The sequence below is a fragment of the Nostocoides sp. genome, assembly GCF_037045025.1.
Lineage (GTDB): Bacteria > Actinomycetota > Actinomycetes > Actinomycetales > Dermatophilaceae > Nostocoides_A.
In genome coordinates, this window is record NZ_JBAOHM010000007.1 from 454189 (window position 1) to 466073 (window position 11885).

Annotated in this window: 10 protein-coding genes and 2 pseudogenes; 1 reads left to right on the top strand and 11 read right to left on the bottom strand. The window is 69.5% G+C overall.

Features of this window, described 5'->3' with window-relative positions; translation table 11 throughout:
- The first annotated feature begins 23 nt into the window (after nucleotides 1-23).
- The gene (locus V9G19_RS06875) at nucleotides 24-1139 is read left to right on the top strand and encodes a DUF3866 family protein (protein ID WP_462284732.1); all 1116 of its coding nucleotides are present in this window, start codon (nucleotides 24-26) and stop codon (nucleotides 1137-1139) included.
- A 126-nt stretch (nucleotides 1140-1265) separates the two neighbouring features.
- On the opposite strand, the gene V9G19_RS06880 is transcribed toward V9G19_RS06875, so the two are convergent.
- The 11 genes and pseudogenes from V9G19_RS06880 to V9G19_RS06930 form a co-directional block, all read right to left on the bottom strand.
- Nucleotides 1266-2174, bottom strand: coding sequence for a universal stress protein (locus tag V9G19_RS06880; protein ID WP_462284733.1), 909 nt, complete (start codon nucleotides 2172-2174; stop codon nucleotides 1266-1268).
- 136 nt (nucleotides 2175-2310) lie between these two features.
- Nucleotides 2311-3072, bottom strand: a complete 762-nt coding sequence (locus tag V9G19_RS06885; RefSeq protein WP_462284734.1) for a hypothetical protein — start codon at nucleotides 3070-3072, stop codon at nucleotides 2311-2313.
- A gap of 160 nt (nucleotides 3073-3232) precedes the next feature.
- Nucleotides 3233-3619 carry an FKBP-type peptidyl-prolyl cis-trans isomerase gene (locus V9G19_RS06890; protein WP_462284735.1) on the bottom strand — a complete coding sequence of 129 codons (387 nt, stop codon included), beginning with the start codon at nucleotides 3617-3619 and terminating at the stop codon, nucleotides 3233-3235.
- 46 nt (nucleotides 3620-3665) lie between these two features.
- Nucleotides 3666-4643, bottom strand: coding sequence for an FKBP-type peptidyl-prolyl cis-trans isomerase (locus V9G19_RS06895; RefSeq protein WP_462284736.1), 978 nt, complete (start codon nucleotides 4641-4643; stop codon nucleotides 3666-3668).
- Between the two features lie 119 nt (nucleotides 4644-4762).
- Nucleotides 4763-6149 (bottom strand): annotated as a pseudogene (gene pafA / locus V9G19_RS06900) (Pup--protein ligase).
- Between the two features lie 137 nt (nucleotides 6150-6286).
- Nucleotides 6287-6799 carry a hypothetical protein gene (locus tag V9G19_RS06905; protein WP_462285040.1) on the bottom strand — a complete coding sequence of 171 codons (513 nt, stop codon included), beginning with the start codon at nucleotides 6797-6799 and terminating at the stop codon, nucleotides 6287-6289.
- Nucleotides 6726-7043 (bottom strand): annotated as a pseudogene (prcA, locus tag V9G19_RS06910) (proteasome subunit alpha); the annotation flags it as partial. The gene V9G19_RS06905 and the pseudogene prcA, both read right to left, overlap by 74 nt.
- Entirely contained in the window at nucleotides 7040-7861 is an 822-nt protein-coding gene (gene prcB / locus V9G19_RS06915) for a proteasome subunit beta (RefSeq protein WP_462284737.1), read from the bottom strand. The gene prcB and the pseudogene prcA, both read right to left, overlap by 4 nt.
- Nucleotides 7858-8058, bottom strand: coding sequence for a ubiquitin-like protein Pup (locus tag V9G19_RS06920; protein ID WP_462284738.1), 201 nt, complete (start codon nucleotides 8056-8058; stop codon nucleotides 7858-7860). The genes prcB and V9G19_RS06920 overlap by 4 nt, the downstream gene beginning before the upstream one ends.
- A 153-nt stretch (nucleotides 8059-8211) precedes the next feature.
- The gene (locus V9G19_RS06925) at nucleotides 8212-9795 is read right to left on the bottom strand and encodes an acyl-CoA carboxylase subunit beta (protein ID WP_462284739.1); all 1584 of its coding nucleotides are present in this window, start codon (nucleotides 9793-9795) and stop codon (nucleotides 8212-8214) included.
- Nucleotides 9792-11855, bottom strand: coding sequence for an MMPL family transporter (locus V9G19_RS06930; RefSeq protein WP_462285041.1), 2064 nt, complete (start codon nucleotides 11853-11855; stop codon nucleotides 9792-9794). Before V9G19_RS06930 ends, V9G19_RS06925 begins: the two co-directional genes overlap by 4 nt.
- Nucleotides 11856-11885 lie beyond the last annotated feature (30 nt).

Sequence of the window (11885 nt, forward strand, 5' to 3'; positions counted from 1 at the left end):
GGCGCTGCGTTTAGGCTGCCGGCGTGCATTGGCGAGCCGGCAAGGTCACCGCCCGACTCGGCGGTTGGGGAGACGCGGTCGAGTATGCCGTCGCCCCCGACCCGGGCTCTGGCCTGCCCGATCCGGTGCGGGCGCTGGGCTACGTCTCGCTGGTCGGTGAGTTGGCGGTGGGTGACCGGGTGCTGCTCAATGCCTCGGCGTTGCTGCGCGGCCTCGGGACCGGAGGATATGCGTTCGTCGTCGTGGCCCCGGGCCGGCTGCCGGCCGACCCCCCACCGGGCCCGGGGCACATCGTCAAGGCTCGGTATACCCCGATGCAGCAGCTGTTGCTGGCGATCGATGAGCAGGAGAGCCCGGCGCACGCGGCGATGACCTCCGGCGTTCCTGCCGCCGGTGACTTGGGGGGTATGCCGGTGCTTGTCGCCGACCTGCACTCGGCGCTCGCGCCGATTCTGTGCGGGGTGCGCGACGTGGCGCCGCACGCGCGGGTGGTCTATGTGATGACCGACGGCGGCGCGTTGCCGCTGGCGTTTTCGCAATCGGTGGCCGGGCTCGGTGCATCCGGGTGGCTCGCCGCGACGATCACCGTCGGGCAGGCGTTCGGCGGCGATCATGAGGCGGTGTCGCTGCACTCGGCGTTGCTGGCCGCCCGGCATGTGCTGCGCGCCGACCTGGCCGTGGTGATCCAGGGGCCGGGCAATGTCGGGACCGGCACGCCCTATGGGTTCACCGGGATCGCCGCCGGTGAGGCGCTCAACGCGGTCGACGTCCTCGGCGGCCACGGTCTCGGCGCGCTGCGGGTTTCGACCGCGGACCCGCGCGAGCGGCACCGGGGGATTTCGCATCACTGCCGAACGGCATACGGGAGAATCGTTTTGGGGGCGGCGACGCTGGTTGTGCCGCAGCTGCCGGGGGCGTTTGGGGCGCAGATCGCGGCCGAGGCGCGCGCGCTGGCCGCCTCGGCGCGCGGCCGGCTGACCCTGGCTGAGGAGCCGGTGACCGGGCTGGAGGAGGCGTTGGCTGACTGCCCCGTCCCGCTGGCGAGCATGGGCCGCGGCCTGGCCGCCGACTCGCCCTATTTCCTCGCCAACGCCGCCGCCGGCCGCCACGCCGCCCGCCTCGCTCTCCGGCGCCCGTGAGACACCACCACCACCACCACCCAATCCGCTGAGGTCTGCGTTTCTCGCTGAGGTCGTACTACCGGTAGTACGACCTCAGCGAGAAACGCAGACCTCGGCGCACTTCCCGGGCCGGAGATTCGGCAATCAGGCGTGCAGCAGCGCGACCGGGCACGTCGCCGACTCCAGGACCTTGCGGGTGACCGAACCGAGCAGGGTGCCGGCCAGGCCGCCGCGGCCGCGGCTGCCGAGGACCAGCAATTCGGCAGCGGCGGCGGCCTCGACCAGCGTGGCGGCGGCCGGGCCGCGCCGGATGTCCACCCGGACCTCCACGTCCTGGTATGCCGCTCGCCGCGGCTCGAGCATCTTGTCCACCAGGCGCTGATAGCGCGCCTCGACCTCCTGGTAGGCCTCCGAGCCAGGGGTTGTGGCCACAACGCCGTCGACGACCTCCAGATACCAGGTCGACATCACCGTCAGTGAGGTGCCGCGCCGCCGGGCGGCATCGAGCGCGTAGTCGAGCGCGGCGGCGCTGTGCTTGCTGCCGTCGACGCCGACGATGATCCCGGAGGCGTAATCGGCATGCGGCATGACGACGACCACCGGGCAGTGGGCATGGGCGACGATCGACAACGCGCTCGTGCCGGCATACGAGCGCTCGCGGCCGGTGCTGCGGGCCGAGCCGACGACGATGCAGGCCGCGTCGGTTGCCGCGGCGAGCAGTTCGCGGGTCGGGGAGCCGCCGACCAGGGCGGCGCTGACGGGGATTCCGGTGCGGCGCGCGAAGTCGACGGCCTTGTCGAGTTGGGTGTCGAGGCGCTCGCCGAGTTCGGCGAGCCACGACATCGGGATCGGCGCCTCGGGGTTGAGCGTCGAGGTCTCCACCTCCGCCACCCGCACGAGGTGGACGCCGGTGCCGAGGCGCTGCGCCTCGGCAGTGGCGTAGCCGATCACCAGCGCATCCCGGTCGGAACCTTGGACACCGACGATCACCGACCCGGGGGGAGCCTGCTCGTCGTGGCGCGGGGTCTGGTTATTCTCGGCTGCGCTGCTCATCGGATCAGGCTAGGGGATGCCCGTATGGGTGCCCAGCCGCCGGTCGAGGCTGCGGCCGCGCCAGCATACGGACGCGGGTGCGTGCCCGAAGGTCACGCACCCGAATCTGCCGCGCTGGATCTGGACGTGGCGGTGCTCAGGTCGCCGGCTCCAGGTTGAAGATGGTGGTGTTCCCGGAGAAGCCGATCGTCACGGCATCAAGGAAGAAGCGACCGTTCTGCTGGTTGGCTCCGGCCGCGCCGACCTGGAAGTCGACAGCTCCGCCCGCTGCGCCGCCGGGGCCGTTGTTGACCAGTTTGGCGTTCGGGTGGGCGGCGAGGTACTGCGTGAGCGTGACGTCGTTCTGCGGGCCGTCGTCACCGTTGATGCCCCAGATGCCCGTGAACGCGTTCCACGTCTGCCAGGTGCGCTGCAGCACCGTCCCGTTGTTGGCCGGGATGTAGTAGAGCTGCTCGTCCATGACGTTGTCGCCGGTGTAGTCGATGTTGAGGCGCAAGTAGACCGGCTGTTGCGGGTTGGCGCCGTCGACACTGCGCTGCCAGGTGCTGTACTTCAGCGCCGTCACGCTGGCGAGACGCTTGCCGTCATAACGGGCGGTGCGGAACTGCTCGACGCGGTTGGAGTTGTCGCCGATCGCGTAGCGGAGGCTGCCGATGCCGAGCGCGGGGCGCCCGGGCCCCTTGACCAGGGATTGGGTGCTCTTCAGGTCGGCGTTGGTGGCGGCATCGAAGGCCACGCTGGTCCAGCCGCGCCGGTTGCCGGGCGAGACCCGGACGGTCGTGGTCGCCGCTGCGGACACACCGGATGCCGGCGTGGCCGCTGGGTAGGCGGCCGGGGCGGCCAGCGGGATCGTCCCGAGGGAGACGGTGATCACCGCGAGCTTGCGAACATACTTCATGAGGGGAGCCCTCCCAAACTGAGACCATGGTTGGGTAACCATGGGACCGGCCAACCGTCGGCCGATCCGTGGTCAACGTATTGACTTTCGTGGCTCAAGTGGGCCCTAACGGGCCAGCGGATTTCCATAACCGGGTTATCCGAGGGGGGCTGCTGGCCGGTTAGCGCACGTCGAAGAGGTCGACGACGAAGATCAGGGTCTCGCCCGGCTTGATCAGCGCGCCAGCGCCACGGTCGCCATAGCCCAGGTGCGGGGGGATGGTCAGCTTGCGGCGGCCGCCGACCTTCATGCCCGCGATCCCCTGGTCCCAGCCGGCGATGACCTGCCCCACGCCGAGCCGGAAGTCCAGCGGCGCCCCCCGGTTCCACGAGGCGTCGAACTCCTCACCGCTCGAGTGCGCCACCCCGACGTAGTGGGCGCGCACCGTGTCGCCCGCCTTGGCTTCGGGTCCGTCGCCCTCGCTGATGTCGTCGATCAGCAGTTCGGTGGGCGGCTCACCGTCGGGGAAGTCGATCTCGGGACGCTCGGTGGTCGGGTCGAATGGCATGGCTGTCCTCTCGTGGGTTGTCCGGGAGCCTGCGGAGGGGCAAGGGTCAGTAGGCGGCGAGGATATCGACGACGAAGACGATCGTGTCGGTGCCCTTGATTTCACCGCTGCCGGCCTCGCCGTAGCCCTCCTTGGGCGGGATGACAAGCAGCAGCCGGGAGCCGACCGGCTGGCCCTTGAGTCCCTTGTCCCAGCCGGCAATGACCTGCCCGGCGCCGACCTGGAACGGGAACGGTGAGTTGCGGTTGAAGCTGGAGTCGAAAACCTTGCCGTCGCGCCACAGGGCGCCGGTGTAGGTGACCAGCGCGGTCTGACCGGACTCGACCTTGGCGCCCTTGCCGGTGATCAGCGGTTCGACGACGAGTTCCTTGGGCGGATCCGACTTCGGCATCGTGATCGTCGCCGGCTTGCCGTCGTTGAAGATGGCCTGCGGCAGCGTGCTGTCGACCTTCTGCGCAGTGCCCTCCGCCGTGGCCAGCGGGGTGATCTTCTTGATCACGTCATAGACCAGAACCAGGGTGTCGGTGCCCTGCACCCCGAGTTGTGTGCTGCCTTCGGAGCCGAACGCATCCGCCGGCGGGATGGCCGAGACCATCCGGGCGCCCTGTTTGGCGCCGATCAGGGACTTGCGCAGCCCGGCGAGCAGCTGTTCATCCGACAGGGGGAACACGGTCTCCTTCTTCTCATACGTCGAGTCCATCGTCTCGCCGGTGCGGCCGTTGACCAGCACGTAGTCGATGACCGCGACATCCTTGTCGGTCGCGGCGTCACCGGTGCCCTCCTTGAGGACCTTGGATGCGAACGTCGCGGTTGTGAACGGCTTCTTGGCCAGTTCCACCTTCGGGGCGGCCTTGTCGCTGCCGCCGGCGACCTTCACCCCGTCCAGGGCCGCCGAGTTCTGGCCGGCCGACGCGGCGGACGGGCTCGAGGACGACCCCGTGCTGGACTCTTCGCCACAACCGGCGATGGTCACAGCCAGCGCGGCGGCCAGCGCAGGGGCAGCAAAACGGAAGCGAGGAGACAACGGGAAACCTTCGGGTCGGGGACGACGATCAGCTTCGTCAACGATAACCCGGGCGCCTGAGTGCCGGCTGAGCGTCCACGCCGCGCTCACGGCTGCGGGACCTCACGGCAGCAGGGCACTCACGGCTGCGGAATGCGGGCGCTGCGGATCCCATCGATCAGCTTGGTGACCCGCGGGTCGGAGGCGGCAAACGGGTCCTTGCACAACACCGTGCGCTGGGCCTGGTCGTTCAGCTTCAGGTGCACCCAGTCGACCGTGTAGTCGCGCCGGTGCTCCTTGGCCGCCGCGATGAAGTCACCGCGCAGTTTGGCCCGCGTCGTCTGCGGCGGCAGCTCCTTGGCGGTCTCGATCTCCGCGTCGGTGACCACCCGCTCGGCCAGGCCCTTGCGCTCGAGGATCGCAAACAGGCCGCGTCGCGGCGAGATGTCGTGGTAGGCGAGGTCGAGCTGGGCGATGCGCGGGTGGTCGAGCGGCGAGGCCGTGCCGATCGGCATACGCAAACAGCAGTTTGTGTTTGATCGCCCAGTCGATCTCGCGGTCGATCAGCGACGGATCGTCGGCCTCGACCGCGACAAGAGTGCGCTCCCACAGGTCGAGGACCTGCTTGGTCAGCGGATCATCAATCCCGCGCGAGTCGGCGAAATCCTTTGCCCGCTGCAGGTATTCGCTCTGCACATCGAGCCCGGACAGTTCCTTGCCGGAGGCGAGCTTGACCCGTTTGCGGCCGGACAGGTCGTGGCTGACGTCGCGGATCGCCCGAATCGCGTTATCGAGGGTGAGGTCGCGCATCGTGACGCCCTCCTCGATCATCCGCAGCACCAGGTCGCAGGAGCCCACCTTGAGCAGGTTGGTCGTCTCGCTCATATTGGAGTCGCCGACGATGACGTGCAGCCGGCGATAACGCTCGGCGTCGGCGTGTGGCTCGTCGCGGGTGTTGATGATCGGCCGGCTGCGAGTCGTCGCCGAGGAGACGCCCTCCCAGATGTGGTCGGCCCGCTGACTGAGGCTGTATGCCGCTCCCTTGGACGTCGCGACCACCTTGCCCGCCCCGCAGATCAGCTGGCGGGTCACCAGGAACGGGATGAGCACCTCGGAGAAGCTCTGGAACTCTCCCCCGCGCCCGATCAGGTAGTTCTCGTGGCAGCCGTAGGAGTTGCCGGCCGAATCGGTGTTGTTCTTGAACACATAGATCTCGCCGGTGACCGCGTCCTCAGCGAGCCGCTCCTGGGCGTCGGTGACCAGGCCGTCGAGGATCCGCTCGCCCGCCTTGTCGTGGGCGATCAGGGTGCGGATGTCATCGCACTCGGCGGTCGCGTATTCCGGGTGCGAGCCGACATCGAGATACAGCCGGGAACCGTTGGCCAGGAAGACATTTGAGCTGCGCCCCCAGGAGACGACCTTGCGGAAGAGATAGCGGGCCACCTCGTCGGGCGTGAGCGTGCGCTGGCCGCCCGAGGTGCAGGTGATCCCGAACTCCGTCTCGATGCCATAGATGCGCCGCTCCATCGCGCTCCTTCCTGGCGTGCTGCGGCCCTAGTCGCCGTCGGCCTCGCCGGACGCACCGTCCGGTTGCCGCTGGGTCTGCGGATTGGTCGACGTATGCCGCGGGCTCGCCCCCGCGACATCGGCATGCTCCTCGCCGGTCAACACGTCGCGCTGGCCGGGGTGGGCCTCGTCGGGCGGCGCGGCCTGGGTCGGGTCGGCGGGGCTGAGCAGGCTGGCGAGCAGGTCGCCGGTGATCCGGCGGAACTTGCGGCGCGGGCGGGTCCGGTCCAGGACGGCGACCTCGAGGAGCCGGCTTCCAGGGTCCGGGCCTCGCCCCCGGCCGGGTCGGCGGCGAGTAGCGCGACGGCCAGGCCGAGTGCCTCGCCGAGCGGCATACCGGAGTGCCAACGCTCCTTCAGCCCGGCCTCGATCGGCTCGGCGGCCCCGCCCATCGCGGCGAACCCGCCGACGTCGGTGACCGAGCCGTCGTAGGTCAGCCGGTAGATCTGGTCCTCGGCCTCGCCCGCGCCGACCTCGGCGACGATGATCTCGACCTCGTAGGGCTTGGATTCCTGGGTGAAGATCGACGCCGAGCGTCTGGGCGTAGGCGTTGGCCAGGCCGCGGGCGGTGACGTCGGAGCGGTCGTAGGAGTAGCCGCGCAGATCGGCATACCGGATCCCGGCGACCCGCAGGTTCTCGAACTCGTTGTATTTGCCGACCGCGGCGAAGCCGATCCGGTCATAGATCTCGGAGATCTTGTGCAGCGCCTTGGACGGGTTCTCGGCGACGAATGCGACCCCGAGGTCATAACCGAGGACGACGACCGAACGGCCGCGGGCGATGCCCTTGCGCGCGAAGTCGGCCCGGTCCTTCATCAACTGCTCGGGCGAAACGTAGAACGGCATCTGGGTCATCGGGCACCTCCCGGGTTGCCGGTCCGGGCGGCGAGCACCTGCTCGACGCTGGCCATCACGGTGGCGTCGTCGACGAACTGCACGCCCTCGGCGTCCACGACGGCCACGGTCGGCCAGATTCGCCGCTGCACATCGGGCCCGCCGGTCGCCGAGTCGTCGTCGGCGGCGTCATAGAGGGCCTCGACGGCCACGTTAAGCGCACCGGCGCGGTCGAGGCCGGGTCGCCATAGCTTCTTCAGCGAGCCGCGGGCAAAGAGCGAGCCGGAGCCGATGCTGTGGTGGTCGTGCTCCTCGTAGCAGCCGCCGGTCACGTCGTAGGAGAACATCCGCCCGGACGCGGTGTCGAGGTCATAGCCGCCGAACAGGGGAACGACCGACAGCCCCTGCATGGCCATTCCAAGGTTGCCGCGGATCATCGTGGCGAGGCGATTTGCCTTGCCCTCCAAGGACATCAGCGCGCCCTCGATCTTTTCATAATGCTCCAGCTCGACCTGGAAGAGCTTGACCAGCTCGATCGCCAGGCCCGCGGTGCCGGCGATCCCGACGACGCTGAACTCGTCGGCGGCGAAGACCTTCTCCATGTCGCGGTTGGCGATGATATTGCCCATCGTGGCCCGACGGTCGCCGGCCATGACCAGCCCGTCGGCAAAGGCGAGGGTGACGATCGTCGTGCCGTGGGGCGCATCGACCGGGCGCGGCGGCAACGCGCGCCGAGCCGGGATCAGCTCGGGCGCGTGCGCGGTGAGGAACTCGGTGAACGAGGCGGTTCCCGGCGCGCGGAAGGGCGCGGGGAGCCGGCCGGTCTCGGCAGCGGTCACTGCCCGCCCTTCTGGACGAAGCTGCGGACGAACTCCTCGGCGTTGGACTCCAGCACCCCGTCGATCTCGTCGAGGACGCTGTCGACGTCGGCGTCGATCGACTCCTTGCGGGCACTCACCTGCCCGGCATCGCCCTCGGGGCCCTCGTCGCCGTCACCACCGCGCCCACGCGGGCGCACCTGCTCCTGACCGGCCATGGCTCGCATCCTTCCGTATGCCGCGTTTGTCCCGAGCCTATGCCACGTGCCGGACAGCGTGGCTCTGTGGCGCCGCCGGTTGAGGGCGCCACAGCCGGCGCTAGGTGGGATGGACACCGTGCCGGGCAGCCTTCTCCGGCCGGCGCTTGCCCCTCAGGGCAACCAGCGCCTCACCCAGTACCCGGCGGGTGGCGGCCGGGTCGATGATCCGATCGACCAGCCCCAGCTCGGCGGCCAGAGGGGGTGCAGCACCCCGTCCTCATATTGGGCGATCAGCTCCGTCCGGCGGGCGACCGGGTCGGCCGCGGCGGTGATCTCTCGCCGATAGATCACATCGACGGCCCCGGCGGCTCCCATGACCGCGATCCGGTGAGTCGGCCAGGCCAGGGACAGATCGGCACCGACCGACGGCGAGTCCATCACGATGTAGGCGCCGCCGTAGGCCTTGCGCAGGATCAACTGAATCCGGGGAACGCTCGCGCGGCAGTAAGCGAAGATCAGCTTCGCCCCGTGCCGGATGATCCCGCCGTGTTCCTGTTCGACCCCGGGCAGGAACCCGGGGACGTCCACGAGGGAGACGATCGGCAGATGGAAGGCATCGCAAAAGCCGACGAACCGGGCCGCCTTGGACGAGGCGTCGATGTCGATGGCGCCGGCGAGCACCAGCGGCTGGTTGGCAACCAGGCCCACGGTGATGCCACGGATGCGCGCAAGGGCACACACGACATTGCGGGCAAAGCCCTCGTGCACCTCCAAATACTCCCCGTCGTCGACGATGTGGGCGATCACCTCGCGCACGTCGTAGGCGCGATGGTCCTCGACCGGAACCAGATCCAAAAGGGCTTCGTTGCCGCGGTCCGGGGGGTCGTCGCAGTCGTAGTCCGGCGGCAGTTCGTGGCTCGACGAAGGCAACAGCTGGAGCAGCCAGCGGACTTCTTCCAAGCACGATTGTTCGTCGTCGTAGACGAAATTCGCCACGCCGCTGCGCGACCCGTGCACGTCGGCGCCGCCGAGCTCCTCCAGTCCAGGGCGCTCCCCGGTCACCGCGGCGACGACGTCAGGCCCGGTGATGACCATTTGGGAGACCCCGCGCACCATGAAGACCAGGTCGGTCAGTGCCGGGGCGTATGCCGATCCACCGGCGCAGGCACCGAGGATGACGCTGATCTGCGGAACGACGCCGGACGCCGCCACATGCCGTTGGAAGATGCCGCCGAAGCCGGCCAGCGCGAGACCACCCTCTTGAACGCGCGCTCCCGCTCCGTCGTGGATCGCGACGATCGGGGCGTCGGCGGCGACCGCCATATCCATGCAGTGATGGATCTTGTCCGCCTGGGCCTCGCCGAGGGACCCACCGAAGACGCGTGCGTCCAGCGCATAGCAAAAGACGGTGCGCCCGTGAATCTGCCCCCAGCCGGTGACGACGCCGTCGCTGTATGGGCGGTCACCGTCCATTCCCAAGCCGCTAGCCCGGCGCCGGCGCAGCCCGCCCGTCTCCTGGAAGGTGTCCGGGTCGAAGAGCAGCTCGATCCGCTGCCGGACGGTGAGCTTGCCCTTGTCCTTGTGACCTTCCCTGGCGTGCGGGTGCACCTGGTCTTCGGCCAGCCGGTCGAGGACCCCGACCATGCGCGCGCGCTGGCGCATGTCGCCGTGGGTGAGGGTGCGCTGGACCAGGCTGGCCGGCGACGACACGGCTGCCGGCGGCGGGTCGGGCAGAGATCGGATTGGCTCGGTCATGACCAGCCCTCTCGCATCGTGGCGGGCTCCAGTGGGCCCTCGCTGACCCCGATCCGCTCGTGCAGCCACTTGGCGGGCTTGGGAGCCCACCACGTCGCCCGCCCGGCGAGGACCAGGAGCGAGGGCACGAGCAGGACCCGTACCACGGTGGCGTCGACCATGACCCCCAGAGCCGTCCCCAGCCCGAGTTGCTTGATGAACGTGATCTCGCTGGTGACCAATGCCCCCAAGGCGACGCAGAACAGCAGGGCCGCCGCGGTGACGATGCGCCCGGTGAAGGCAACCCCGAGGACCACCGCCTCCCGGTCCGCGAGTCCGCTCTCGCGGAACTCGCGGATCCGCGCGAGCAGGAAGACGCCGTAGTCCGTCGACAATCCGAAGACCAGGGCGAATAGCAGGACCGGCATCGTCACGTCCAGGGCATGCTGCGGGGTGAAGCCGAGCAGCCCGCTCAGGTGACCGGTTTGGAAGATGACGACCAGGACGCCGTATGTCGCCGCGAGCGTCAGCGTGTTGAGCACGACCGACAGCACGGGCAACAGCACCGAGCCGGTGAGCAGCCAAAGCACGACCATGGTGGCGAGGACGACGAGGAGGGTGGCCTCGGGCAACCGATCCTCGATGCTCGCGCGCAAGTCGACGAAGTTGGCGCTCTCGCCGCCGACCTCGACCGGGAGCTCGGCGGTGGAGTACGAGCGGATCGTCCGGACCAGGTCCAGGCTGCGCTCGTCGGTACCGCCGTGCCGCGGATCGACCAGCAGCACAGAGGTGTCGGCATTCAGCGGCAGGACCGGCGAGACCTGGGCGGCATCGTCCAGGCCCGCCAGCCGGTCCGCGAGCTTCTCGACGGCCGGTGACTGCGCGGGGCCCTGGGCAACGACCACGACGTCTTCGCGGGGGTTTGCCGGGAAGTCGAGCGCCAAGGCATCATCGACCTGGCGAGCCGAAAGGTGCGACGGCACGTCCTTGGCGCTGACGGTGGTGAAGTCGACGCCGGCGATCGGCGCAGCCATGACGAGCAGCGCGATCGTGCCGACCAGGGCGGGCAGGACGGGTCGGCGCACGACGGCCCGGGCGACGCGTTGCCACGGCCCGGCTGCATCGGGGCCGTCGAGATCTTGACGCCAGCGGCGTGGCGACCAGGCGTTGACCCGTGAGCCGAGCACGGCCAGCAGGGCGGGCAGAATCACCAGGGCCGCAACGGCTCCCGACGCGGCGACGAGGACACCGCCGACGGCCATCGAGTCGAGGAAGCGTTGGTCGAAGACGAACAGGCACGCCATGGCCGCGCCCACGGTCACGGCGCTGAGCAGGACGGTGCGGCCGGCGGTGTTCAGCGTGGTCCGCAACGCGGCGGCCGGGTCGTGCCCCTGGGAGAGCTCGGAGCGGAACCGCGAGACGATCAGCAGGGTGTAGTCGATCGCCAGCCCGAGTCCCAGGGCGCTGACGAGGTTCATCGCGAAGATCGACAGCTCGGTCCACTCGTTGACCAGCCGCAAGCCCGCAGTGGCGACTGCGATGTTCAGGCCGCCGAGCAGCAGCGGGAGCAGGGCCGCGACCACGCCCCGGAAGACGAGCAATGACAGCACCGCGAGGAGGGGGAAGGCGAACAGTTCGGCCCGGGCAAGGTCTCGTTTGACCGTGTTCACCACCTGGTTGCCCACCACCTCGCTGCCGCCGAAACGGACGTCGAAGCGCCCGTCGAAGCGCTCCTGCAGTCGCTCGATCGTGTCCTGAATGGCAGCATCTCCGGCCGCGGCATCCCAGGTGCCGACGACATAGGTGCTCATGCCGTCCGAGGAGATCTGTCGGGCCTGGCCGCCGTCGGGGCCGGTCACCGCCGCGACGGCAGGCTCGGCATCCATGGCCGCAAGCACTTCCCGCACCGTCCGTTGAGTTTCGCGGTCACCGACCGGCTGCCCGCTGCGGATCAGGGCGATCAGGCCGCCGTCCGGAACGGTGCCGGTTGCCTGCTCGATCCGGGCGACCGCCTGCTGGGATCCGGATCCGGGGGTGACGAAGTCGGGGTTCCCGCCGCCGAGTTGACCAAGGACCGGGATCCCGAAGAGCGCTGCGGCCCCGGAAAAGGG